Genomic DNA, 25,866 nt, shown 5'->3' with positions numbered 1-25,866 from the left:
CCCATAACATAACACAAATTTAGGTTTTGAATATAGGTCGCTTAGATATTAAAAACGACTGACAAAGTTACCAGAAAAAGTGTAAATCTAGCGATCGTTTAAATCTAATTACCTGTTAAGGAGAATAACATGAGTCAGCATATAATAACGACAAAAGCTCAATTACAATCACAATTTGAGCACATGCAGCGACTAACAAGAAAAAAACCGTTAAATTCGTGGGATAAAAGGGCGTCATTGCTCGATAGCTTAGAAACTATGCTAAGTGAAAACAAGCAGCGGTTTGCAGATGCTATTAATCAGGACTTTGGTAACCGCAGTCAAGTTGAAACTAACTTTGCTGAGCTAGTTCCAATTTTTCAAGCTATTTCACATGCCAAGAAGCATGGCAAAAATTGGATGAAAATCCGTCGCGCTAGTATTTCAGCGTTATATCGCCCTGCCCATAATGAAGTTCAGCCTCAGCCTCTTGGTTTAGTAGGTATTATGGTACCTTGGAATTATCCATTATTCTTATCAGTTGGCCCTATGATTGATGCTCTAACCGCAGGCAATCGAATATTAATTAAAATGAGTGAGTCAGCACCTTTGTTTGCCCAAGCATTTGCTGAAGCGGTGGCTAAGCATTTTTCTGCCGATATGATAGCCGTTGTGGTGGGAGAGGTGGAGTTAGCCGTTGCTTTTAGTGAGTTGCCATTTGATCATCTTCTCTACACGGGTTCGACTAGTGTGGGCAAAAAAATAATGGCTGCTGCTGCACCAAACCTTACCCCAGTAACCCTTGAATTGGGTGGTAAGTCTCCCGTAGTTGTGTTGGAAGATGCAAATCTAAAAAATGTGGTCAATCGCGTGATGATGGGTAAAACCCTTAATGCGGGACAAACTTGTATTGCACCTGATTATGTATTAATTCATTCATCTTTGCATAGAAAATTTGTCGAACTTGCCAAAGAATGGGTAAAAAGACACTATCCTAACATCAGAGATAATAACGACTACACCTATATTATCAACGACAGCCAGTTTAAGCGTGTAACAAGTTATCTTGACGAATTACCAAAAGAGAAAATTGTTCCTTTAACAGAGGTCGAAGCCGATGCTGAAAGTCGGTTAATGCCGCCGGTCATTGTCGTGAATCCTGAGACAGATTCGCAAGTTATGCAAAATGAACTCTTTGCGCCAATTCTACCGTTGGTTCATATTGATGGTGTACGTGATGCCGTAGAGTTCGTTAACCGCCGTCCACGTCCCCTAGCTTTATATGTATTCGGTAAAAATAGCAATGATATTGATTATGTCCGCAATCATACGGTATCCGGTGGTGTCGCTGTGAATGAAGTTATTCTGCATGTGGCTCAAAATGAATTGCCGTTTGGTGGGGTGGGGCATTCAGGCATAGGCGCATATCATGGCAAGTGGGGGTTTGAGCGTTTTAGTCATATGAAACCCGTTTTTGTACAGTCTAATCTGAATGCTATGAGTGTTATGCTGCCGCCATACAGTGAGTTGTTTAAGAAAGGGCTGAAGCTTTTGAGTAAGTAAACTCAAACGGTTTGGATTAAAATAAAAACTTGGTTTCTAGTTAAACTTTCTAAAGTTAAGCCTGCGTTAAGAAAAACAAAGCCTCTACTAGATGATAGGGGCTTTTTTATAGGATTTTGTTGCAGAATAAGGAACACTATTTATTCGCAATTAAATATAGATAACGGTAAACTGAAAAGTGAACAGGTTTTAAATAACCCAAACATCAATAATTAATCTGGGCAGTCTTGTGCATCTCATTATAAAAATTCGACAGTGGTTGGTATTAAGCTTGATTTTTTTATCTTCACAAGTTTTTGCAGCTTGTGGGGATGATCAGTTAGCGCCAGTTAAATTTGGCTCATTGACTTGGGAGAGTGGTCAGTTTATTTCTGCTGTATTGCAGACCATTACTGAAGAAGGTTATGGGTGCGAGACGATTCTTGTACCAGGCGCTGGACCCGCATTAGAAACGGCATTATCACAAAATGATATTGATGTAATAGGCGAGCAATGGGTAGGACGTTCACCCATTATGGAAGATGCCATTAAAGCAGGCAAAGCACAGGTTATTGGAGATACGTTGAAGGGCGGTGCCACTCAAGGATGGTATGTACCCCAGTATGTATTAGAAGATAATCCTGAGCTTAAAACCTACCACGACCTGCCTAAGTTAGCTCATTTATTTACTGATCCAGAGAATCCGAGGCGTTCCCGTTTTCTAAACTGCCCTACCGGCTGGACATGTGAAGTTTTTAATACGCATCTCCTTAAAAATACTGGTCTAGATAAACACTATAATAACGTATTGCCAGGTACAGGTGCGGCACTAGATGCTGAGATATCTTCAGCTTTTGAGCAACGCAAACCATTGCTGTTTTATTATTGGCAGCCAACAGGGCTTATGGCTAAGTATGAGTTTGCTCCGATTCAGTTTCCAGAGTACGACAGTGACTGCTGGGATAAATTACTGGATGCCAATAGTCAAACGGACTGTGTCTCTGGTTTTCCAGTATCTGAGTTAGGTATTGCCTTATCTAGCCCTTTTATTGCTAGTAACCCTGAACTTGTCGATGCGTTTAAAAAGGTTCAATTTACGCCTGACACACTTAACAATGCTATTTTGGAGATGACTGAAAATAAGCGTAGCGGCGAGGAGCAGGCAAGGCTGTTTCTAAAACAAAACCCTCAAGTTTGGCAAAATTGGTTAAGCCCTATCGCGTCACAAAATCTTGCAAACTCACTTGGTGTGTCCTTAACTGATTTGGCAATAGGCAGCAATACTCATCAAAGCGATGATGCTTCATTAACTGAAACCAATAATGTTTTAGAGTGGTTTCCCGTCTGGTCATTTGAAAATTCATTAAATAATACACTGAGCTATGTTGTCCAAAATTTTGGAGATGTTTTTAGGTCTATTAGTCAGGTCACGTTAACTTATCTGCTACTACCCATCGAAAAGCTTCTTAGTATGACGCCGCCATGGCTAGTGATTGCCTTTATAGGGTTGATTGGATGGTTTGCTACTCGTAAATTATGGTTTGCTATCGCCTGCGTTGTTGGGTTGTTTCTGATTGGTGCTTTTGGATTATGGGTTGCATTGGTACAGACCTTGTCTCTGCTGATAGTATCTGTACTGATTACGATGGTCATTGGTATTCCAATTGGAATTTTAATGGCGAGTAGTCAGTTGCTGCGGCGAACCATAACACCTGTACTTGACGTGATGCAAACCATGCCAAGCTTTGTCTATCTTATTCCAGTATTAATGCTATTTGGTATTGGTAAAGTGCCCGCACTATTTGCCACGGTTATTTATGCGTTGCCACCGCTTATTCGGCTGACGATGCTTGGTATTAATCAAGTACCTCACGAGATGGTAGAAGCCGGACGCTCATTTGGTAGTAATCATAAGCAGCTGTTGTTATGGATTAAGTTGCCACAAGCACTACCCAGTATCATGGCGGGAATCAATCAAGCGGTCATGATGTCACTCTCTATGGTGGTTTTAGCTTCAATGATTGGGGCACCTGGACTCGGCGAAGATGTGCTGCAATCTATTCAAACTCTTAATATCGGTCAAGGCTTACAAGCAGGAACCGCTATCGTTATTATGGCAATAATCATAGATCGTATTACTCAGGCCTTTGGTAGAGGTAGGCGTAAAAGAGATGAGCTACTCAATCATAATAAAAATTGGGGCTGTCCTAGATAAGTAAAATTATTTAGGATAGCACTATGAGAAAGAGTAAACTAAGTTGGTATAAACAAACCAGACTAATCGAACTATTTGTTGCAGGTTCTACAGCAAGAACAACAGCAAGCTTAGTCGGTGTTAACAAAACCACAGCCAGTTATTACTTTCATAGGCTAAGACTGCTTATTTACGAGAAAAGCCAAGAGCCTGGTCTATTCGAAGGTGAAATCGAAGTAGACGAATCATACTTTGGCGGAACCCGTAAAGGCAAACGAGGACGAGGTGCTGGTAGTAAAATCCCCGTGTTTGGCCTATTAAAGCGTAATGGCAAGGTTTACGCCTGTATTATACCTAATGCTAAAGCAGATACCTTGATCCCAATCATAAGAGAAAAGGTAAAGCCTGATAGCATTGTTTACACTGACTCATTTAAAAGTTACAACGCATTAGATGTCAGTGAATTTACTCATTATCGTATAAACCACTCTAAAACCTTTGTTAATGATAAAAACCATATTAACGGCATAGAGAACTTCTGGAACCAAGCTAAACGGCATTTACGTAAGTTTAACGGTGTTCCAAAAGAGCATTTTTACCTCTATTTAAAGGAGTGTGAGTGGCGATTTAATCACAGTGACCCAAAGTCGCAATTATTGCAATTAAAACAATGGGTTAAACAGGGTTTGAACTAGTTATCTAGGACAGCCCCTAAAAATTAATAAGTATAATTTTCTTCAATGTCTTGATTTAAAATAAATTTTGTACAAGAGTCCTATCATGAGCCATATACATTTAGAGAATGTGAGCAAGGTGTTTAATGCGAATCCGAAGCAAGCCAGCCAAGTGCTGATTATGCTTGAGGATGGACTGACCAGCACAGAAGTACGTGAGAGGACAGGATATTCTGTAGGATTATATGATGTAAACCTCAGCATTGATAAAGGGGAGCTCCACTGTATTATGGGGTTATCTGGATCTGGTAAATCAACATTAGTGCGTCATATTAACCGATTGATTGACCCAACGGTAGGCAAGATTTGGGTGGATTGTGTTGATGAAATAGACGATTCTGAGGTCTCAGTAAATGAGAGGATAAATAATAAAAATGTTATTAACATACTGAATTTAAACGATAAAAAATTACAGAAATTTCGTCAAGATAATGTCAGCATGGTTTTTCAGCATTTTGGTTTAGTACCCCATATGACGGTAGTACAAAATGTAGCTTATGGGCTAAGAGTTCGAAAAATACCCAAAGCAGAAAGACACGATATTGCACGTTACTGGCTTAATGAAGTGGGGTTGGAGAGTATTGAATCCAGTTATCCTGATGAATTGTCTGGCGGTATGCAGCAGCGGGTGGGCTTAGCACGTGCTCTAGCGGTTGATACGCCGATTATATTAATGGATGAAGCTTTTTCAGCACTAGACCCTTTAATACGTGGACAGCTCCAAGACCAGTTATTAAAGCTGCAAGAAAAACTCAATAAAACGATCGTATTTATTACGCATGACATTGATGAGGCCATAAAGCTTGGTAATAAAATAAGTGTTTTAAATGGGGGGCGTCTAGTACAAACGGGTACATTAGATCAGCTTCGCGATAGTCCAGTTGATGAGTACGTAAAACGTTTTATTATGGCCGATCATTAAATCATTATATCCGTAGTTCTCTATGCAGGCTATGTCACTATCGTTATTAATCCATTAATCCATTAATCCATTATTTAATAGGCCAATAGGTCAATAGACTAGATTTGATTCAGTTAAATTGACACTTTATCACTTGCTTGTAAGATGGGGTTATCGAGCTCAAACTGACGAACCCAGTCTTCTAGGGTCTAGGGCTACTATGGCTAGTTTAATGACTTCAGTACTGTCTACAGCCTTAATGGTTGGGTAAATTTGCTCCCCATAGCCTAAGATATGGCAGTCACATTGCCAAGTCATGTCAAATTGTTGAGGTTGATACAATATTGTTGTTAATTCATGCTCTATCGCATGTTCATCGGTAAAACGATATATCTGAGAAGCAACGATGATGTAGGGCATTGGTTTATAAGGAATTGGTTTATAAGGAGCAAAGCCCAAAAACTGATTGCAAACTGCCATAGCGTCATTATAAGAGCTTGCTAAATAAGAGCTTGCTGAAAACACAAACATAATATGTTTGCTATAAAAACGGAACGGATTGTCCAAAAGGTTGTCAGGTTCACTCGGAATGATTAGCACTTTGGCTTAGTCGATGAAAATCAGCTTCTATTTCAAGCAGGTTACTTGGTTTTTTTAGCTCATCCGAAACACTTTTTAAAATCATCTAGTCATTGCCATAATCTATTTTAGCTAATTCGTTCTCTGGTGTATTCGGATCATCAATTAAGCGCTGCATAGCCTCAATACGGAAATGGAGTGCGTCTTGCAAAAATGTCGATAAATTTAGCGGGTAATTTAAAAATAAGCGTTGAATTCGAAGATATGTAAGCCATAATACCCTATTATAAAATGTTTAAACCTTGTAGGCTTACATTCAAATGACCTCTTTATTCAGTTGCTTATAGCCTTATATTCAGCTGTTTATACCATTATCTAACTCAAAGCTTATTAAACCGGCCTGTACCTTTGGGATATATCCCGTAAAGTTTATGCAACTGACTACTATTTTATAAATGTATATAATATAAGCCTGTCTGTTATAAGGTCATAAGACACTACCTATCATAACTTATGATTCATAGCCTAAGATAGCGCTACTCGTATTACCCTTCTGATTTAGTGAGATTTCTATGCCAACCCAGCGAAAAATGTACTCAAAAAAAATGTACTCAAAATTGACATCTATTCCATCTAAAACCTCATCATTGCAAAAAAAAACGCTTTCTTTAAATGCGCCATGCCAGATTGGGCTTTTTGGCGTAATGGCATTATCATTAATGGCTTGCGGGCAAATAAGCAGCGCAGACAATGGTAAAAATAATACCGCTCAGCCGACTACTGAGCTAAATCAAGGCATTACCAATAGCCGCGATATGTTGCCGAGTGAGTTATTGAATCAATTAAAAACACTTCCGCAACTGACGGCTGGTTTAGGCGATACAGGTGCGACGGTAATAGATCCTAATAAGCCTACTTTAGTGAAGTTTTGGGCGAGTTGGTGTCCACTGTGTCTGGGGACTTTAGAAGAGACAGAAAGTTGGCGAAATGATAAAGCTTTTGCAGGTTTAAATGTTATTACCGTGGCCAGTCCTGGACATTTAAATGAAAAGGAAACTGCCGAATTTAAACAATGGTATTCCGGTGTGCAGGCTGATTATCCTAAGCTTCCTGTACTCATTGATGACTCTGGAAACCTCATTAAGCAATTGGGCGTTCAAGTCTATCCAAGTTGGGCTATCTTAGATAAGCAGGGTAATTTGGTACGCTTGATTAAAGGTAATCTAACTGAACAACAGGCTTATGGTCTGGCTGAAAATGCAGCAAATGACTTTAAGGATTTAAAAAATAGTAAAGCCAAGCCCGACGCTGGCAATACCGTGACGGCGACTGCGAAGCCAGAAAACACAAAAAGCAAAAATGGCGTTTACTATAACTCTGAGGGCGCCCCAATAAATACTAAAACCATCTACCTTGCTGGGGGCTGTTTTTGGGGATTAGAAGCTTATATGGAGCGTGTCGATGGGGTAGTCGATGCCATTTCAGGCTATGCTAATGGTAACCCTAGTATTGCAGACCCGAGCTATGAGCAAGTGATTGCTGGCTCTGGACATGCTGAAACTGTGAAAGTAGTTTATGACGCCGATAAGATTGACTTAGAAACTCTGCTCAAGTATTACTTAAGAGTAATCGATCCTACCAGTTTGAACAAACAAGGCAATGATAGGGGCGTTCAGTATCGTACAGGGATATATTATACCGATGCCTCAGACAAGGCAGCGATAGACAAAGCCCTGAAACAGATTAAGCCTAAATACAATAAGGCCATCGTCGTTGAAAATAAACCTTTAAATAATTTTTCAATGGCGGAAGAGTATCATCAAGATTATTTGGCTAAAAACCCCAATGGGTATTGTCATATAGACTTAAGCTTGGCTGATGATAAAGTACAGTCTTCAGGTAGCAGTAGTGCGCCTAAATTAGCACCAGCCAATACCATCCAAGCTGCTTTAGATCCTAAGCGCTATGCAAATTTTGATAAAAATGCCCTAAAAAATACGCTGACCAAATCGCAGTATGAGATTACTCAAAAGGCGGGGACAGAACGCGCTTTTAGCCATGAATACGATCATTTATTTGCGCCAGGTATCTATGTGGATGTGGTAAGTGGTGAACCCTTGTTCTTATCCACCCATAAGTATGATTCTGGCTGTGGTTGGCCGAGCTTTTGGCAGCCCATAGACCCGCAGGTTATTACCGAGCATAGAGATATGGCGTATAACATGGTACGTACAGAAGTGCGTTCTCGTGTGGCTGATTCTCACTTAGGACACGTATTCAACGATGGTCCAAAAGATAAAACTGGTTTACGTTATTGTATTAACGGTGGTGCGCTACAGTTTATTCCTGTCGATAAGATGCCACAGTCTGGTTATGGCGTTTTTGTTGATAGAGTAAAATAAGATTAAAAAAATACCGCTAACGATTTAGCGGCATTTTTATAGAGATTCAAACTTCGTTATCCTAATTAAGCATAAATTAGGCTTTACTGGGATTATGTTTCTTTAAAGCGTCAATGCGATCATCTAATGAAGGATGAGAGCGGAATAAATTAGCAATGCTGAATCCCTGAGCTCGACCAGTAGAGATAGCAAAAGCTTTCATATTGTCAGGCATTTGGTCTGGAAGCTGTTCAGCAGGACGAAGGGCGTTTAGGGCACCAATCATTTTATCTCTACTGGCCAGTTTTGCGCCCATCTCGTCAGCTCGGAATTCCCGTAAACGTGAGAACCACATAACGATAGCAGACGCTAAAAACCCAAGTAGAATATCCATGACCATACTGGTCACAAAGTAACCAATACCAGGGCCATTGCCTTCATTTTTAAATACTGTTCTATCAACAAAACTACCGATAATACGAGCAAAGAACATAACAAAGGCATTGACCACACCTTGGATTAGTGCAAGAGTAACCATATCTCCATTTGCCACGTGACCAATCTCGTGCGCCAATACTGCTTCAACTTCATCCGGCGTCATGCTTTGCAGTAAACCTGATGAGACAGCAACAAGGGCTTTATTTTTATTCCAACCTGTGGCAAAAGCGTTTGGTTGTGAGTTATTAAAAATCCCTACTTCCGGCATATCAATTTTTACAGCTTTTGCTTGCCTTGCGACTGTATCAACTAACCATTTTTCAGTAGCATTACTCGGTGTTTCAATAACAACGGTACCCGTTGACCTTTTTGCCATCCATTTCGAGATAAACAATGATACCATTGAGCCAACCATGCCATAGATACCGCACATTATGGCTAAGCTAGTGTAATTTAGTCCGCCTGCACTGTGTACACCGCCAATACCAAAAAATTTGGATAACACACCAAATACGATGCTGAAGACAACTATTACTGCTAAGTTTGTCAATAAAAATAATCCAATACGCATCATTACGCTAATTTCCTTTTAAATTTTGCAGGTAACATTATAAAAATGAGCCTAGCTGTTGAAATATATAGAGTATATAGATGGGGGGATAAATCAAAATATCAAATTAATTCTACTATTTGATGAAAACATGAGGAGCCTCATCGTATCAGTAACATTATATTTTAATTAAATAATATCGCTAAATGATGTCACTAAATCATATTACTAACTCAAGAAACCAAACAAAATATATGACAATTCTTAGAGGTCTATCAGTCAATTATCCTTAATTAACTGATTAGACAACCTTTTGATTAAATTTACCGATTAAAAGTGTCTAGTCGTAAAAAATACACCTATACTGAGCAACAAAAAAGCCAGCAAGAGTAGCTTAGTAAACCAAGGCCAAAGCTGACGTTTGGTAAGAGTGTCATCGCTGGTTAAATAGCCGAAAAAACAGATAAGGCTTAATACAAAGGTAATCATACCCAGACTAATCGGCAGTATAGCAAGGTATAAAGTGCTTTGCATTGAGAGTACCCTTCCTGTCATAAGCTTATAAATAGATAACCTCAGCGATAAACATATCGATTAGGGTTGCTCAACTTCATTTTCGCTGTTATTTAAGGTATTGCTGCTACTTTCAGTTTCAATATCTTCATTAAAAGCGGCATCAAGTGCTTGCTGAACAGCTTCAATGCGAGCTTGGCACACTTTATAGGCAGCAATGGACTGCTCAACCGTGGTCATTAAATTATCGATATCTGGTTCATTTGAGTTTTGCAGCTCTTCGGCATTATTCTTTAAAATTGCATAGGCCGCTTTAAAGGTTTTAGGGGCTATTTTTTTTCGTGATGCCATAGGGGAACCCTTATATATTAATAGTGATAAGTTTTTGTGTTTGGCAGACAAGGTCACTTCGAGTCATGAGGCGTAATATGCACGCTGGTCACTACTGCTGAAAATTGGCCATCTTTCATCATTACATTGACAAAATCGCCTTTATTAATGCTTTGGATACCGCTTAGATAAGTATTGTTATTATCTTTAACTAAGGCATACCCTTGATCTAATTGACTGTTAGGGTGCTGAATAAGTATTAATTGTTGATAATGGCGTAAATCATTTGCGGTACTAGACACTAGCTGATAGCTATTTCTTCTTATTGAGTCATGATATAAGTTAAGGTTTGATTGGTACTTCTCAAGATTTGCGTAAGCTTGTTTTTGAATGTGATTGAAATAATTACGAGAGTTAACAGATACTTCGCGCAGTTGAAATTTAGCATGCTGTTTAACGGTATTAAAATGCGTGTCGCTTAAGTGTTGCCATCGTTGCAAGCTATGAACACTTGAGTTTTGAATGGTGCTAAATTGACGTTCTGAGGCACGATTGGCATTTAATAGTTGTTGTTGGCTCAATCGGTAAATATTATCAACATAGCTTTGCGTTTGATGCATCAGTTGCGCTAAGTGATTGGTAATACCAGCGATAACTTTTGAGGGGGTGTCAAAGCTTGTGTGCGCCACTTCATCTAATATAACATTATCTCGTTCATGGCCAATGCCCACCCAAACGGGTACAGGCTGTTCAGCCACTAAGGCGGCAAGTTCATAATCATTCAAATAGGCTAAATCACCAACAGCACCGCCACCCCGTATGATAACCATAAGATCAGGTAGCCTACCATAGTCTTTTTTAAACGTTAACATTCCTCTGGTAATGGCATGGCGAATTTCTGTAGGTGCAGTGTTACTTTGAAACGTAGCGTAATGATAGTGAAAATGACAAGCTGAGCTTGCTTGTAATCTATCGGCATCTGCACGAAAGTCTCCAAGACCAGCTGCTTTCTCGGGCGCTATGACCAAAACATGTTCAATATCAAAGGGGTCAGGAAGCTGCTTATTTAGGTTTAATAAACCCTCGCCGCCGAGCCGCTCAAGCATTGCCGCATATTGTCGGGCTAGGTCGCCAATGGTGTAACTTGGATCGATATCATTGATAGCAAGCGAAAACCCATAAAGAGAATGAAAGGTAGCCGTTACGTTGAGTAACACCGTAACATCGCGCTCTAGTGGCATACCAGTCGCACGCTCAAATTTACTAAGAACTCTAGTGGCTTTGAATTTCCATAAGTTACCTCGACAACTGGCGACGACTTTACCGCTATCATCTTTTTCTGCTAGCTCAAAATAGTAATGTCCATTCTTACTTGATAAATTACGTATCTCTGCTTTAACCCAAACGCTGTGATTGAATGTTTCTTTGACTACAAGCTCAATAGCTGCTAAGTAATCACTGAGTCTTAAAACCGTATTTTCGAGGTCATCGTCTAAAGAAGGGCTCAATTCATCTAGGGCATAATGTGCTGATTCAAAAGCAGTATCCGCAGATGAAAGTGAGTTAAGGCGTGATAAATCTGGCTTTGGCATAAAAGGCTAATTAATATAAAAAATGGGTTATGAGAAATAAGGGTTCTAATAAGGTAAAATTTAAATAAATGACAAAATAGTTTAATACCTTTACTTCTCCCAAAGTCTTAATTCGTATAAGATTTAAGTGCTAAAGAAGGTCAATAAAGGTTGCATAGTAATCATTAATTTAATATAAGTCATTAAATAAATATAAGTCATTATGTATTATAAATGAGCATACTATATAGATAGGTAGTCATTATAAGTAGTCATTTAATAAGTCACTAAACTGTAGCTTAGTCGTAGATATTTAATACATTTAACCCTTGTAGCTCAAAGAAAGATGATAATAGCAAATTGAATCATGGGATAATAGATACTATCTAGTAAATTAGGCGGCTTTACATCATAGTGGTAGTTCATTATGCTAATTAAAGAATAAACGGATTTTGGCGGCCCTTTAGATACATTACTGAATTCAAATTGAACGTTCAAAACGAATGGTTTAAAACAGCCCGCAATCCTCTAAAGCGCTTTTTTCTATAATCAATCTAAGCTCAATTTATGAAATAATGGACTATATCATGAATATTAATTATGCCCCAGCGTCACAAGCCTATCACTTTCCCCTTACTATTAAACAACTCCTAAATCGCTGCAAGCTTACGTCACAAAACCAAGAAATTATCTTCGCTGATAAGCAGCGAATGACGTATAGCCAGTTATTCACGCGTATAGCAAAATTAGCCAATGTACTTGATAGTTTAAATCTTGACAAAGGTGATATTATTGCTGTGATGGATTGGGATACACCAAGGTTTTTAGAAACCTATTTTGCAGTTCCAATGTCGCAATATGTTTTGCAAACTGTCAATATACGCTTATCTCCAGAAAAAGTATTGTATACCATTAATCATGCTAAACCCAAAGTTCTGCTGTTAAACTCGGAGTTTGCCCCTTTAGTAAAAGACTACCAATTTGAGAACTCATCCATTGAGCATATTATATGGCTTGATGACGATGGTGTGAGCAGTGATGGTTTTTTTGGTAATAATCAATCAAGGGTGGTTGGCGAGTATGAAGCGCTACTTAACACCGCAAGTGATACGTTTGAGTTTAAAGATTTTGATGAAAATAGCATAGCGGTTAACTTTTATACATCAGGTACCACCGGTAACCCCAAAGGGGTCTTCTTTAGTCATCGGCAGCTTGTTTTACATACATTAGCGGAAGCCGCCACTTTAGGGTCACTACCGCAAAAGCAAGGGGTGGTACTTGGAGATGTCTATATGCCAATGACACCTATGTTTCATGCGATGGCATGGGGATTTCCGTATGTTGCGACTATGCTGGGTTTAAAACAAGTCTATCCTGGTCGATATACACCAGAGAAGTTGATGCATTTAATTGATAAAGAAAACGTTAGTATTACTCATTGCGTGCCGACGATTTTGCAAATGGTGCTTGAGCAGGCAAGGGTGGAAGGTAAAAAATTCAATGGTCTTAAAATGATTATTGGTGGTTCACGTTTGACTGAAGGACTTGCTAAAAGGGCACTGTCAGCGGGTATTGAGGTTTATACGGGCTATGGTATGTCTGAGACTGCTCCTCTTATTAGTATTACTGAGTTTAGTACTGATGACCCTGAAATGAGCTTGGAGGAAGATATAAAACGCCGTTGTTTAACAGGTAAACCGGTCATGATGGTCGAAGCTCAGGTTTGGGATAATGATGGGAATGAGCTGAAGCGGGATGGCGAACAAACTGGCGAATTAGTATTGCGTGCACCTTGGTTAACCCAAAGTTATTTTAAAAACCCCGATGCGGGAGATGAGCTTTGGGAGGGTGGTTATATGCATACCCAAGATATTGCCTTTATAACAAAAGCGGGTATGCTAAAAATTACGGATCGCCTAAAAGATGTGATTAAGACAGGGGGAGAGTGGATTTCTTCTTTAGAGATAGAAACTATTTTGTCCTTACACCCTTCAGTGGCTGATGTGGCTGTTATTGGGGTGCGTGATGCCAAATGGGGAGAGCGCCCACTTGCGGCTATTGTACTAAAGCATGATTGTCAGGACACCAAGCCTGAAGATATTAGAGCCATAGCAGAGCAAGCTGCGGCAAAAGGTATGATTCCAAAGTACGGTATACCAGAGCATTTTAAATTTGTGGCTGAATTACCTAAGACCTCAGTCGGCAAACATGACAAAAAACTTATGCGTGAGTTATATGCTGGTCAAAGCGAAATATAAGTCGTCTTTTTATTTTACTTTATTTCATTTCTTTGAAGTCTTATACTGAGTCTTATTGATCTTCTCCAGCGACACTATTTTTCAAAGAGCCATTATTTCAAAAGTCGTAGCTGAATCATGTTGCGACTTTTTTTTGTAATGATTAAAGTGCTTAATTTGAAATGTAGCAAGCTAAATCAATTGCTGACCTCAACATCCAATTACTGCCCTATAGGATAATATATAGACTCATAGACCTATAGAAATTCAAAGGTTGATGTCTGCGATTATAGTCTTCTATAGGTGTTAGTGCTTATGTTTATCATTTATTGATCTTAAAAGAAGGTGCTCAATATCTCTATAATATTTCTAACATGAATCAATAATGTAGTTTTTAGGGTTTTCATTACTCATTAGAAGGGTTTCATCTAAATAATATGGTTATAGTTTCAAATATTTGCTATTTTCTACATCCTCGGTATTAGATTAGCAGTTGTTCTAAAGTAACAGTGGTTATATATTAATACGTGATGAGTAAAATCACTCGGTTTTAGAATATATTATGACAGATTTTAAAAATACAAATTAGTTGAATGAACATTCTATGAAAACTGAATTAGCTAAAAACACTGAATTAACGCCTAAAAAACACATAATGGCGGTTAAACGCAATCGCAACTTAAAATTCGCTAAATCATTTTTTTATAGTATTGCTGCGCTTCTTTCTTTACAGGCAGTAGCGATGCCAGCTCATGCCTGCAATATTCCTAAGAGTTACTATAAAAATGTGTCGTGTACCGCAAGTAGTCGGTACTTTTTAGCGGTTAAAGATTCGGGCGCACCCGTTGCCCTGATTAATAAACAGGGCAACCGAGCGGTTGATTTATCCCGTTATTCACAAGTTGATGTGAGTAAACTGAAAAACGGTATCATGCCCGTACAGCGTGCAGGTAGGGTCGGTTATGTAAATATGTCTGGTCGTGAAGTTGTGCCTGCCATCTATGATCCGATCATGCAAGATCCTAATACTCAAGGATGGGCGCGTGCAGCAAATAACGATCGAATAATCGTTAAAAAGCGAGGAGGGTTTGGGATCATTAGTGCAAATAATAACGTCATATTACCCTTTTCATCCAGTTATAAGACCATTACTGATTTTAGTGCTGGTGTTGCAAAAGTGGTCAAAGTCAACGAAACTTTCTGGATTGATACTAATGCTAGAAGAACAGCAAATCCAAATATACGCCAACCCACTACCAAGACCCCATTAGAGACTCCAAATCTAACTCAAAACTCCCAAAATAAAAGTTATCAAAATAGTGATCGCCAAGTGATACCCAATAGCTCCTTAGGGCGAAGCGAAATTTGGCAGCCTGAGAAAAGAGATGGGAAGTGGGGGTTCATTGATCGAAACGGTGTGCCAATGATTACATTTTCATTTGAGCAAGTTACCCCCTTTTCAGAAGGTCTCGCCGGTGTGCGTTTCGGAGACAAATGGGGCTTTGTCAATTTGGCAGGCGAGTTAATAATCCCGTTTCGTTTTGAAGAGTCTGGCATTGATCGTAAAGGGACTACTGGAGAACAGCCCTTCGTTTTCAAAGAAGGTAAAGCTTGGATAGGTAATTTAAAAAATGGCAAAAAAATGTGTATCGATACCAAAGGTAATGGAGTGAGTTGTTAGCCAATAATGACTCAAAACTAAAAACAGCTCACTAGGAGCTGTTTTTTTATAAATGTGACAGTGAGTAGGGCTACTTTGAGGTATCGTACTTTGCCTCAAGTGCCATAGCGCGCTGGAAGCTGGTAAGTTTAGCCAAGCTCTGAACATAGGCTTTGATGTTCGAATAGTCATCTAACTGGCCATGCTGGTTTAACAGGATAAGGTCAAAGGACAACATAAAATCCGCACCACTGAGCTTATCGCCAACGATAAAAGATTTACTCTCCACAGCATCATTAAGATAGCTCAGTAGTTTGTCTTTTTCTTGGGCAATATATCCTGATAAAAATTCATTATCAGTTACGCCAGCTTTTTCGATAAACAGTTCAAGTAATAACGGAACCATTAGTGAGCTTTCGGCAAATTCAATCCACTGTACATACTGATTATATTCTTCAGTTTCAAGAGCAGGGCGCAAGCTATCCGTCGCAAAACGGTCGATTAAAATCTGTGTAATTGCACCAGATTCAGCAATAACCTGCCCATCAAGTTCAATGACAGGAGACTTACCTAAAGGATGAATTTGTTTTAGACTAGCTGGAGCGAGGTGGGTTTTTTCATCTCGCTGGTAGCTCACGACTTCATAAGGCTGTCCGAGCTCTTCTAATAACCATAATATGCGTAATGAACGTGACTGATTGAGATGGTGTAATTTAATCATTTAGGGCTCCTTAAGCTTGAAGTTTGTGAATAAGTCTTTTGGCAACTTCTTCAGATGAAGCAGGGTTTTGACCAGTCAGTAATAAGCCATCATCTACAACGTATGACTGCCAATCAGGACCTCTTTCGTAAAGACCACCATTTTGTTTCAAAGCGTCTTCAAGCAAGAAAGGAACAACATTAGTTAGGCCAACTGCTTCTTCTTCGGTATTGCTAAAGCCTGTTACTTTCTTATTATTAACTAAGTATTCGCCATCGACTTTAACGTTTTTAAGGGCAGCGGGCGCATGGCAAACAAAAGCAACCGGTTTGGCTGTATTCACAAAGTCTTCAATTAGGGAAATCGATTTTTTGTCATTAGCCAAGTCCCACATTGGGCCGTGGCCACCGGGGTAGAATATAGCATCGTAGTCTTTAGCGTTGATATCTTCTAGTTTAAGAGTAGTCGCTAGTTGTTCTTGAGCCGCTGTATCTTCTTTAAAGCGATCTGTAAATTCAGTTTGAGCATCTGTTGTATCACTGCTTGGATCAATCGGTGGTTGACCACCAGCAGGCGACGCTAACGTGATATCTACCCCAGCATCTTTAAAAGCATAATAGGGTGCAGCAAACTCTTCTAACCAAAAGCCCGTTTGTTTGCCTGTATCTCCAAGCTTGTCATGTGAAGTCAGTACCATCAATATTTTCATAATAATCCTTGTTATTTATCTGTTTTTAATTCGGTTAAAAGTGATCAGAATCTTCTTATACCTTTTCTATAAAATAACCTATCCTTTTAAGAGTCGGTTAAGCTCAATTAACGGACTATTCGTAGCGATTGCACGCGCTTTGATTGATAGGTCTATTTCTAAATTTGGTATCAATCAACATTTTATTGACGTCACTATGATTTCATTTATTCAGGATCAGCAACCTTGACCACTGTTTTACCAAAGTTATTACCCTCTAGCATATCGGCAAAACCTTGAGGGGCATTACCTAGCCCTTCAATGATGTGTTCTTTGGTCTTAACTTTCCCTTCTGAGACCAGTTTTCCCATGGTTTGTAAAAATTGAGGGAAATGGTCGCCATATTCTTCAAATATGATAAAGCCCTTAACGGTTATGCGTTGTCTTAATATCGTACTCATCAATACGCTTAAGCGATCCTTGCCATCTGGTAACTCAGTCTGATTGTAATGAGCAGCCAATCCACATACAGGAATACGTGCGTGAGCATTGAGTAGAGGCAATACAGCATCAAAGACACGGCCACCGACGTTTTCATAATAAATATCAATACCATCTGGGCAAGCTGCTGCTAGCTGCTCTTCAAAGTCACCGGCATAGTGATCGATACACTGATCAAAGCCTAATTCTTCAACCGCATATTTGCACTTATCTGCACCACCAGCGACACCGATAACCTTTAAATCATGCAATTTGCCGACTTGACCGACGGTGGCGCCCACCGGGCCTGTTGCCGCTGCTACTACCAAGGTTTCACCTGCTTGTGGTTTGCCAATATCCGTTAAACCCATGTAGCCCGTAAATCCTGGCATACCTAGCACACCAAGACCGTAAGAGGGATGGCTCATGTCATTGGTTAGTTTATAGACGCCTTCGCCATCACTCACGCTATAATCCTGCCATCCAGAATACGCGATAACAATATCGCCTTGTTTAAAATTATCGAGATTTGACTCAACCACTTGTGAGACGGTAGCGCCCAGCATTATATCCCCAATTTGCAGAGGATCGGCATAGCTTTTAGCATCACTCATACGACCCCGCATATAAGGGTCTAGTGATAAGTAAAGGGTACGCAGCAGCATCTCATTATCGTTCGGAATAGGAATTTCCGTTGTTGATAATTCAAAATTATCATCAGTGGGTTTACCATGAGGACGGCTGGCCAGTTTAATTTGGCGGTTGCTGTCTTTTGACTGGGTGTTTGCAAATGTCATTATTATTATCCTAGTTAAAGTGATTATTCTTAAGAGCTGTTTTAAGAGCTGTTTTATGATTTGTTTTCTGAGTTGTATTAGGATTTAAGATTAGTTTTGATCTTAAGCGTTGTCCGATGACTCGGTACCTGCTGCTCTTTGTAAGATGCGACGTGAGACATCCAAGTCATTGGCTTTATGTTCCCCAAGTGTCACCATGCCATGTTCCTCTAATTGTTTTAGAATAGGCTCAATCGCTGTGTCATCCAGTCCAGCATCCACTAGATTGATAGGTAAACCAAGGTTTTTAAAAAATTCTTCGGTATAGATAATAGCGTTTTCGATGATCTCATCATCGGTTAATGTGTCGTCCTCTATATTGATATTCCAGACATTATGTGCATATTGTATTAACTTCTCTTTTTTGCTCTCTTTAAGCTCACGCATAACCGAAGGCAACACAATCGTTAACGTTCGAGCATGGTCGATGCCATGAAGCGAAGTGAGCTCATGACCAATCATATGGGTTGTCCAGTCCTGAGGAACACCAGCACCAATGAGACCGTTCAACGCCATTGTAGCCGTCCACATAATATTTTTACGAGTTTCAAGGTCATCAGGGTTCTCTTTAACCGCCAAGCCCTCGCTAATGAGTATTTTAAGCAAACTCTCTGCAAACGCATCTTGTACCTTGGCATTGACGGGGTAGGTTAAATATTGCTCCATGACGTGAACATACGCATCGGCAATACCATTCATCACTTGACGCTCAGGTAGGGTAAGGGTCTTGGTGGGGTCTAATATTGAGAATTTTGGATAGACCAGAGGATTACCAAAGGGCAATTTAGCATGCCGCTCACTATAATTGATGACACCGCCAGAGTTCATCTCAGAGCCTGTGGCAGGTATGGTCAATACCGTACCTAAGTCCACGGCAGAATCAATATCTTTGCAATAGCTGGTCAATGCTTCCCACGCTTTATCACGAGATACACTACCATCTTCTTCTGTTAACGATGACACTAATGCCACAAATTTACTGCCATCAATAACCGAACCGCCACCGACTGCTAATATGAAGTCAATATCGTGCTGATTCACCATATCCGCCGCTTTCATCAGGGTAGTAAATTCAGGATTTGGCTCAATACCGCCAAACTCAAAAATCTCACGGTTACCATTAGACTCAAGTGCTGTTTTGACTTCGTCAAGAGTTCCCGTACGTTTGGCTGAACCGCCTCCATAGGTTATTAATACACGCGCATTTTCAGGTACAAGTTTTGATAATTGTTCAATCTGGCCTTCCCCAAATACGATACGGACGGGATTGTAATATTGGAAGTTATTCATAAAAACCTCTAGCGTTAATGTATTTAGTCAAGAACAAGTTTATTTAAAAATATAAAACCTTTTCTATAAAACAAGCTATCTTTGTCAAGCTCACTGAACCTACTATAGTAGTGTTTGTACTCGCCTTCCTCGGTAGGTAAATTTCTAGATTTGGTATAACGTTATTAAATAGCGATGTGAGATTGTGTCAGCAGATTAAGTTTACCTTTTAATTTTACCTTTAAAATAGACCGGTCGTCTAGTAAGTAAGTAATAATAATTGTAACCGAGTATTTAAACCGAATAAGAAACTAAGTAATGCTTTATGTAGTGAACTGTTATTTAGAGCAGAGTTGTGTGAGCGTTTAAAGCATTAGCAAATGGAAAAACCCTTTTTTAGAAATAACCTATTTCTGTCAAACTCATTAAACCTACTATTTGTAATGCTTGCAATCGCTTTTCTTGATAGGTTGATTTCTAGATGGGGTATAACTTAAACTAATATACCTCTTTATTTAAAATCAAAAGTACAATCATGAATCAAAAGTACTTTTAGAACATTAAGAACAGAATAGACATTAAAAGCACTATCAAGAACTAAGCGCCATATCCCAAATCATGATTTGTCATTTCCCATACTTCTTCTAAAGGGTAATTGGATTGACTTGTTTTAGCAATGAGACTGGCACCAAGCCAAGCATAATACCAACGCTTCGCCAAACTATCAGCACTTAATCCGTTTATTTTAGGTATCGAATTCTCAGCCCAAGCGGCTTCTATTTGCGAGCTTATCCAATCAACGGTCTGCTTACATCCTCCGGCTAGTGCATCACGCATTGGGTCTGAGATATCGGCCACCTCACCACTAAGTTTGACCACTAAGCACTTCTCATGGTCGCATTGATTCTGTTGCGTGTTGTACCAGAACTCAAAGTAGGTGTAGAGCTTTTGTTGCGCGCTGATGTCTTGCGCAGATATTGAATCAAGACGGTTTTTATAATGTTCGAAATACCCATTGATAACGGCTTCCCCAAAGGCTTCTTTGGAATCAAAATAATGATAGAAAGAGCCTTTAGGAACACCAGCGGTATCCAATATTTGTTTGATACCGACGGCAGTAAAGCCTTTATTAGCAAGAAGCTGATAACCTATGGCCAATAAATGAGACTTCGTATTATTGGGAGATGGTTGTAGAAAACCTGAATGTTTAGAGCCTAAGGATTTAGCTTGCGGCAACGTCATCTCATCCGCAGACGATTTATCGACTTTAGAATCCTCTCTATTGGGTTCGGAGGTAGAAGACATAATAAATTATCCTATATTTAAGAACCTATATTCACAATCTATAATTAGGGCGTGTGGAACATTCGACCATGGCACTGGCGGAGACTATTTTTTAGTCAATTTGCAGTGAAATTTTTGACGCTTAGTCATTCTAAGTTAGAAAATTTCGCCATATATTGGCAAAAAATAGTCCCGCCCCTTCGGGCTGATACTAAAATCACCCCAGACGTTGTTACAAACCTAGCCAAGGTCTAGACATTAGCGTCAGTTTGCGCCTAGTCTGGAACGATTTTAGCTATCAGCAGTGCTAATTTGCGAATGTTCCACACGCCCTAACCATTTTTACCTAAAATAAGCGGCTACTTCGTTAAAAGTAGGATGAAATAGATAGAATGGCTATTCAACCCAAGCATTTAACTTAATGGTGCCTTGTATTGTCTCATTTTATTATAAAAATTACCTAACTTTAGCTTATGAATACAGGGTCTAAACGAGAAATTAGGTACAGTTTTGCTTAACGAATAATAAGCATTAATAAAAAATTTAAATCGTTTAATCTAATGCTAGATACTAAGAAACCAATACAAATCCTTTAATTTAACATATCCAGCCTTTTAACAGAAATAAGCTAAGGTAACCCTTTATTATACCGCCCCTATAGCCCTCTATGGCATCTTAACGTTATCTTAACACTGTTTTTGCTATTTTGACGGACATCTCAACTATCTCGAGAAGTTCGATCATGCTAAATCGTTATACAACCAAGCAAACTGACTCTGTATCGCCAGAACCTCATTCCAAAACCTCTTTTGTAAAACAACTGTTTAATAAGGTTAAGCACGTTGGTTTTAAGAGAGACATTAACTACCATATATTGTTATTTATAGTGGCTGTATATCTATTAATGACAGCAAATCTAGGTTTCTTTAGTCAAGTTACCCATACTTATCCGCTGCAATACAATTTTGGTTTTTTCGTATCTATAGCAGGGCTATTGCTCGGTTTGATAGGCTTAGTTCTAGAGCTTATTAGCAATAAATATACAGTCAAAACTGTTTTAATAATCATGGTAATTATTGCAGCAGTTTGTGGGTATTTTACTGACACCTATGGCACTATTTTTGATTCTAATATGCTGACAAATGGGCTGGAGACTGATCACGCTGAAGCAGCAGATTTACTGTCGCCAATATTTCTAATACGTATTTTATTATTAGGTATCTTACCTGCCTTTATTATATTTAAAATCAAATTAAAACAAGTTCCATTAAAATGGGCAGTTTTACAAAAGGGTGCAGGTATATTACTCTCATTGGCCTTAATTGGGTTTAGTATTATTCCCTTTGGCGATCAATATGCAAGCTTTTTTCGTGAGCACAAACAGATACGTTATTATGCCAACCCCATAACCCCCCTATACTCTTCCATTAAGCTTGGTACTGATTTGATAAATGACATGCAACGTCCGGATACTTTAATCGCTCATGCAGTTGACGCCAAACATGTCTTGGCGAATGACGGTAATGGTGGCAGTTCAGATGGTTTACCTGTCTCGTCTAAACCCAAACTTATGGTGTTTGTGGTAGGGGAGGCTGTGCGTGCTGATCATATTGGATTAAATGGTTATGAGCGTAATACGACGCCTTTATTATCTAAAAATCCAGACGTCTATAGTTTTAAAAATGCGACCTCTTGTGGTACTTCCACTGCTTATTCAGTACCCTGTATGTTCAGTTATGCTGACCAAAGAGATTATGATATGGATTTAGCGAAGTATAATGAAAATGTATTGGATACTTTAAGCAAGCAAGGCGTGAAAGTAATCTGGAGAGATAACAATTCAAGCTCAAAAGGTGTGGCTGACCGAGTAACCTATGAGGACTTTAAGACATCAAAGACGAATCCAGTCTGCGATATCGAGTGCCGTGACATTGGTATGCTTAATAGATTTGGCGACTTGGTAAAATCAGGAGCCATTTCTCAAGCTAATACATCACAGACCAATACAGTACAGGCCAATTCATCTCAAGACACCTTAATTATATTGCACCAAATGGGCAATCATGGCCCAGCTTACTACAAGCGCTATCCAAAGGATTTTGAAGCCTATACACCCGTTTGTATAAACAGTGAGTTAGCTAAATGTGATTCTCAGGAAGTTATAAACGCTTATGATAATGCTATTCGTTACTCAGATTATTTTCTTAATACAGTAATCGAAACATTAAAGCCCTATGAAGAGGATTATGATGTGGTAATGGTTTATGTGAGTGACCACGGAGAAAGTCTTGGCGAAAATAATATTTATTTACATGGTATGCCATATAAATTAGCTCCGAAAGCTCAAAAGAATGTACCCATAATTATCTGGTTACCTTCTTCAAATCATATTGATAGCAGTAGTTTAGCGCGTCAATTAAACAAGCCTGTATCTCATGATTATATTACACCGACTTTGCTCAAATTTTTTAATATCAGTACTGCGGAAGTAGCGAACAAGCCGGTATTATTTTAAGTCTGAAAAGCAGCAGCGACAATATAAAAGCGACAATGAAGGATAAATGCAATGACTAAGATTCTAATTATTGAAGACAATCCCGATATTGTGGCAAATATCTTTGCATTTTTTGAGCCTAAAGGATATGAGTTAGACAATGCTTATAATGGATATAGTGGTTTAACGTTAGCCTCTAGTAATCGCTATGATGTCATATTGTTAGATGTTATGCTTCCAGGTATAGAGGGTACAAAGCTGTGTAAGGATTTACGAGAAAATCACCATATTAAAACACCAATATTAATGTTGACAGCTCGAGATACCATTACTGATAAGGTCGCAGGGTTTGATAGTGGCGCAGATGATTATCTAGTTAAGCCTTTTTCATTGGTTGAGCTTGAAGCTCGAGTGAAGGCTTTAATTCGTCGCCATCATGATGAACATTTTAAGAATGAAATAATACTAGGCTCTTTAATATTAGATGCTGAAAAACACACGGTATATCGTGAAGATAAGCCGATAAAGCTGACCCCAACGGGATTCAAAATCTTACATATTCTTATGCAGTCATCTCCAAATGTCGTGAGTAAGGCGGAGTTGGAGGAGCGGGTTTGGGGGAATGATATTCCCAATAGTGATGCGCTTCGTACACACATGCATAGTGTGCGTACCCAAATAGATAAACCCTTCAAAACACCAATGATTCATACCGTGCCAGGCGTAGGTTATCAATTAAGGAATCCAGAAGATTAAATTCATTAGGATTAGTTTTACTATCCCTTTCGAAGCTGTGTAAGTCCTAATTTTAAAATTTTATCACCCATGTTTTAAATCCCTGACCTAATATCTCTCTAAATATGACTGACTACTATGTTTAATATGCACGCAATTAGTAACAAACTGCGTTTATCGTATCTGTTATTCGCGGTATTACTGTGTTGCTCATTCATCAGTATTTTTCATATGGCAGAGGAGAGGGTTGAAGCGTTATTAGTAGAGAGTTATCTGCTACAGCAATTACAACTTAGTGACAACGATAATAAACTAGAGGATACAGACAATCAGTTAAATGTTGATAAATATAAGCCCTATAAATCTTCTAAGGTATCTATTTATACGCTACAGACAGCACCAAAACAGTTAAAAGCATTAGCATCAAATGAGATGCAAGTATTAAAGTCTGAAAACGTTACGGGAAAAGAAGCTGATCTGTATTTCTTTAAATATCATTATCATGATCAAGATTATATCTTAAGCTATCTTGATACTGGCAGTACTATTGTTAATGACACAGACAGGGATGACCCCACAAGTAATCAATACCCTGTGTTGGCCATGTTCGAAGCATTGGAAAATATATTTTACAAAGCGCTAATCGGTGCGATTGGCGTAAGCCTATTGGTGGCGCTTGTTTTTTCATATTTTGCACACCGAGCTATCGTCAAACCTATATCAGATCTAAAGAAAGCCGTTGAAGCGGATACCTATGAGCTTGAAAAGTTGACTAACTTACCCTCAGAGGTAGGGATTTTAGCGCGGGCAATTGACGATAAAAACAATAAATTATTCGAGTATCTTAAGCGTGAGCAATTATTTACAGGTGATGTGAGTCATGAGCTGCGGACACCTCTAACAATTATCATGGGAGCGTCCGAAGTTCTATCTTTACAACTTGAAGATAACAGTAAAGCTTTAGAGTTTACGAAACGTATTAATACGACCGCTAAAGAAACTTCAGATATTATCAGTGCCTTATTGTTATTATCGCGTGCACCTGAAAAGCTTGATAAGCCTTTGACTTCTATAAATAAGATAGTTAATAGTGAAGTGACACGTTTGCGCTATTTAATTCAGCATAAGTCCGTGACTTGTAAGGTTCAGGCCGACAATGATTATTATGCCTTCGTACGTCCAGAGTTATTAAAGATGGCAATGGGAAATTTAATCAAAAACGCTTTTCAGTATACGGATGAAGGTGAGGTAATTATTAGCATTGATGATAAGACAATCACAGTAACAGATACGGGGCATGGCATACCAGACAGTATGATGCCACTACTGTATAAACGTTTTGAGCGCGTTGAACCAAACAGTATTAATGTTGAGGGCTCTGGTCTTGGTTTAAGCATTGTCCAGCGAATCATGACTCACCTTGGCTGGACACTTACTCATACTAGCAATGTATCAAATATCAATGTTTCAAGTAATCATGCTTCAAATAACCATGCTTCAAATATCAATGTATCAAAAGGCAGTACGTTTACTGTATTTTACAACTAAACTATATTTAACGCTTAAAACTACTGGGGCATGATATATGGTCTAGCGTGCATGATTAATGACATTTACCAATTTTTGATTTTTCTTCTTAACGTAATCTTAACCTACGTATACCTATACTGTCTAAAATTGCTGTTTGCAGTCCTAATTTAAGTCATCTTAGATTGTAGGTTTTAAAGCAACACTACTTATGCCCTTTCTATTAAATGACCTATGTTTGGCA

At 38.9% G+C, this 25,866-nt stretch carries 19 protein-coding genes and 1 pseudogene; 10 read left to right on the top strand and 10 right to left on the bottom strand.

The genetic code is table 11. From position 1 onward, the window contains the following. Positions 1–111 precede the first annotated feature (111 nt). From AC2SLN_RS04895 to AC2SLN_RS04880, 4 genes and pseudogenes are all read left to right on the top strand, one after another. Positions 112–1,542 (top strand): annotated as a pseudogene (locus AC2SLN_RS04895) (coniferyl aldehyde dehydrogenase); the annotation flags it as partial. A gap of 271 nt (positions 1,543–1,813) precedes the next feature. Beyond that, positions 1,814–3,736, top strand: a complete 1,923-nt coding sequence (locus AC2SLN_RS04890) for a glycine betaine ABC transporter substrate-binding protein (protein ID WP_486548449.1) — start codon at positions 1,814–1,816, stop codon at positions 3,734–3,736. 23 nt (positions 3,737–3,759) lie between these two features. Then, positions 3,760–4,410, top strand: coding sequence for an IS1595 family transposase (locus tag AC2SLN_RS04885; protein ID WP_486548448.1), 651 nt, complete (start codon positions 3,760–3,762; stop codon positions 4,408–4,410). An 85-nt stretch (positions 4,411–4,495) separates the two neighbouring features. Next, positions 4,496–5,371, top strand: coding sequence for an ATP-binding cassette domain-containing protein (locus AC2SLN_RS04880; RefSeq protein ID WP_486548447.1), 876 nt, complete (start codon positions 4,496–4,498; stop codon positions 5,369–5,371). Positions 5,372–5,530: 159 nt separating this feature from the next. Here AC2SLN_RS04880 and AC2SLN_RS04875 read toward each other — a convergent pair whose 3' ends face one another. Continuing rightward, positions 5,531–5,950 (bottom strand): hypothetical protein, encoded by a 420-nt coding sequence (locus AC2SLN_RS04875; RefSeq protein ID WP_495057366.1) that lies wholly within the window; start codon positions 5,948–5,950, stop codon positions 5,531–5,533. Between the two features lie 683 nt (positions 5,951–6,633). Here AC2SLN_RS04875 and msrAB point away from each other — a divergent pair. Next, positions 6,634–8,331: a bifunctional peptide-methionine (S)-S-oxide reductase MsrA/peptide-methionine (R)-S-oxide reductase MsrB gene (gene msrAB, locus AC2SLN_RS04870; protein ID WP_486548572.1), complete on the top strand. Its 1,698-nt coding sequence runs from the start codon at positions 6,634–6,636 to the stop codon at positions 8,329–8,331. Positions 8,332–8,407: 76 nt separating this feature from the next. On the opposite strand, the gene htpX is transcribed toward msrAB, so the two are convergent. The 4 genes from htpX to xseA form a co-directional block, all read right to left on the bottom strand. Next, the gene (gene htpX, locus AC2SLN_RS04865) at positions 8,408–9,322 is read right to left on the bottom strand and encodes a protease HtpX (RefSeq protein WP_486548445.1); all 915 of its coding nucleotides are present in this window, start codon (positions 9,320–9,322) and stop codon (positions 8,408–8,410) included. Positions 9,323–9,628: 306 nt separating this feature from the next. Beyond that, positions 9,629–9,832, bottom strand: a complete 204-nt coding sequence (locus AC2SLN_RS04860; protein ID WP_486548444.1) for a hypothetical protein — start codon at positions 9,830–9,832, stop codon at positions 9,629–9,631. Between the two features lie 60 nt (positions 9,833–9,892). Further along, complete coding sequence (xseB, locus tag AC2SLN_RS04855) at positions 9,893–10,162, bottom strand: exodeoxyribonuclease VII small subunit (protein ID WP_486548443.1); 270 nt, start codon at positions 10,160–10,162, stop codon at positions 9,893–9,895. Between the two features lie 53 nt (positions 10,163–10,215). Beyond that, complete coding sequence (gene xseA / locus AC2SLN_RS04850) at positions 10,216–11,733, bottom strand: exodeoxyribonuclease VII large subunit (protein WP_486548442.1); 1,518 nt, start codon at positions 11,731–11,733, stop codon at positions 10,216–10,218. A gap of 566 nt (positions 11,734–12,299) precedes the next feature. Between xseA and AC2SLN_RS04845 the strand changes: the two genes are divergently transcribed. After that, positions 12,300–13,970 (top strand): fatty acid--CoA ligase, encoded by a 1,671-nt coding sequence (locus tag AC2SLN_RS04845; protein ID WP_486548441.1) that lies wholly within the window; start codon positions 12,300–12,302, stop codon positions 13,968–13,970. Between the two features lie 583 nt (positions 13,971–14,553). Then, positions 14,554–15,630, top strand: coding sequence for a WG repeat-containing protein (locus tag AC2SLN_RS04840; RefSeq protein WP_486548440.1), 1,077 nt, complete (start codon positions 14,554–14,556; stop codon positions 15,628–15,630). 70 nt (positions 15,631–15,700) lie between these two features. Here the strand turns inward: AC2SLN_RS04840 and AC2SLN_RS04835 are convergent, their stop codons facing one another. The 5 genes from AC2SLN_RS04835 to AC2SLN_RS04815 all read right to left on the bottom strand — a co-directional run bounded on the left by AC2SLN_RS04835 (position 15,701) and on the right by AC2SLN_RS04815 (position 20,887). Further along, positions 15,701–16,330: a glutathione S-transferase family protein gene (locus AC2SLN_RS04835; protein WP_486548439.1), complete on the bottom strand. Its 630-nt coding sequence runs from the start codon at positions 16,328–16,330 to the stop codon at positions 15,701–15,703. A 10-nt stretch (positions 16,331–16,340) separates the two neighbouring features. Beyond that, positions 16,341–17,018, bottom strand: a complete 678-nt coding sequence (locus AC2SLN_RS04830; protein WP_486548438.1) for a type 1 glutamine amidotransferase domain-containing protein — start codon at positions 17,016–17,018, stop codon at positions 16,341–16,343. A gap of 206 nt (positions 17,019–17,224) precedes the next feature. After that, on the bottom strand, positions 17,225–18,274 hold the full coding sequence (curA, locus tag AC2SLN_RS04825; RefSeq protein WP_486548437.1) for an NADPH-dependent curcumin/dihydrocurcumin reductase: 1,050 nt from the start codon (positions 18,272–18,274) through the stop codon (positions 17,225–17,227). Positions 18,275–18,376: 102 nt separating this feature from the next. Further along, positions 18,377–19,603 (bottom strand): iron-containing alcohol dehydrogenase, encoded by a 1,227-nt coding sequence (locus AC2SLN_RS04820; RefSeq protein WP_486548436.1) that lies wholly within the window; start codon positions 19,601–19,603, stop codon positions 18,377–18,379. A gap of 576 nt (positions 19,604–20,179) precedes the next feature. Further along, the gene (locus AC2SLN_RS04815; RefSeq protein ID WP_486548435.1) at positions 20,180–20,887 is read right to left on the bottom strand and encodes a TetR/AcrR family transcriptional regulator; all 708 of its coding nucleotides are present in this window, start codon (positions 20,885–20,887) and stop codon (positions 20,180–20,182) included. Between the two features lie 721 nt (positions 20,888–21,608). Between AC2SLN_RS04815 and AC2SLN_RS04810 the strand changes: the two genes are divergently transcribed. From AC2SLN_RS04810 to AC2SLN_RS04800, 3 genes are all read left to right on the top strand, one after another. Next, entirely contained in the window at positions 21,609–23,381 is a 1,773-nt protein-coding gene (locus tag AC2SLN_RS04810) for a phosphoethanolamine transferase (RefSeq protein ID WP_486548434.1), read from the top strand. Positions 23,382–23,432: 51 nt separating this feature from the next. Beyond that, positions 23,433–24,116, top strand: coding sequence for a response regulator transcription factor (locus AC2SLN_RS04805; RefSeq protein ID WP_486548433.1), 684 nt, complete (start codon positions 23,433–23,435; stop codon positions 24,114–24,116). 117 nt (positions 24,117–24,233) lie between these two features. Then, positions 24,234–25,643: a sensor histidine kinase gene (locus AC2SLN_RS04800; RefSeq protein ID WP_486548432.1), complete on the top strand. Its 1,410-nt coding sequence runs from the start codon at positions 24,234–24,236 to the stop codon at positions 25,641–25,643. Positions 25,644–25,866 lie beyond the last annotated feature (223 nt).

This window comes from Psychrobacter sp. CX90, from assembly GCF_057396305.2.
Note: the sequence above shows the minus strand (reverse complement) of the source record. Positions and strands in the feature narration are given on the sequence as shown.

Bases quoted from the DNA above. Each gene is read 5' to 3' on its own strand.
- AC2SLN_RS04840 (WP_486548440.1), top strand. From the start codon at position 14,554: ATGAAAACTGAATTAGCTAAAAACACTGAATTAACGCCTAAAAAACAC.
- AC2SLN_RS04805 (WP_486548433.1), top strand. From the start codon at position 23,433: ATGACTAAGATTCTAATTATTGAAGACAATCCCGATATTGTGGCAAAT.
- AC2SLN_RS04845 (WP_486548441.1), top strand. From the start codon at position 12,300: ATGAATATTAATTATGCCCCAGCGTCACAAGCCTATCACTTTCCCCTT.
- AC2SLN_RS04880 (WP_486548447.1), top strand. From the start codon at position 4,496: ATGAGCCATATACATTTAGAGAATGTGAGCAAGGTGTTTAATGCGAAT.
- AC2SLN_RS04830 (WP_486548438.1), bottom strand. From the start codon at position 17,018: ATGAAAATATTGATGGTACTGACTTCACATGACAAGCTTGGAGATACA.
- AC2SLN_RS04810 (WP_486548434.1), top strand. From the start codon at position 21,609: ATGCTAAATCGTTATACAACCAAGCAAACTGACTCTGTATCGCCAGAA.
- AC2SLN_RS04820 (WP_486548436.1), bottom strand. From the start codon at position 19,603: ATGAATAACTTCCAATATTACAATCCCGTCCGTATCGTATTTGGGGAA.
- AC2SLN_RS04860 (WP_486548444.1), bottom strand. From the start codon at position 9,832: ATGCAAAGCACTTTATACCTTGCTATACTGCCGATTAGTCTGGGTATG.
- msrAB (WP_486548572.1), top strand. From the start codon at position 6,634: ATGGCATTATCATTAATGGCTTGCGGGCAAATAAGCAGCGCAGACAAT.
- AC2SLN_RS04835 (WP_486548439.1), bottom strand. From the start codon at position 16,330: ATGATTAAATTACACCATCTCAATCAGTCACGTTCATTACGCATATTA.
- curA (WP_486548437.1), bottom strand. From the start codon at position 18,274: ATGACATTTGCAAACACCCAGTCAAAAGACAGCAACCGCCAAATTAAA.
- xseB (WP_486548443.1), bottom strand. From the start codon at position 10,162: ATGGCATCACGAAAAAAAATAGCCCCTAAAACCTTTAAAGCGGCCTAT.
- AC2SLN_RS04815 (WP_486548435.1), bottom strand. From the start codon at position 20,887: ATGTCTTCTACCTCCGAACCCAATAGAGAGGATTCTAAAGTCGATAAA.
- AC2SLN_RS04885 (WP_486548448.1), top strand. From the start codon at position 3,760: ATGAGAAAGAGTAAACTAAGTTGGTATAAACAAACCAGACTAATCGAA.
- htpX (WP_486548445.1), bottom strand. From the start codon at position 9,322: ATGATGCGTATTGGATTATTTTTATTGACAAACTTAGCAGTAATAGTT.
- AC2SLN_RS04800 (WP_486548432.1), top strand. From the start codon at position 24,234: ATGTTTAATATGCACGCAATTAGTAACAAACTGCGTTTATCGTATCTG.
- xseA (WP_486548442.1), bottom strand. From the start codon at position 11,733: ATGCCAAAGCCAGATTTATCACGCCTTAACTCACTTTCATCTGCGGAT.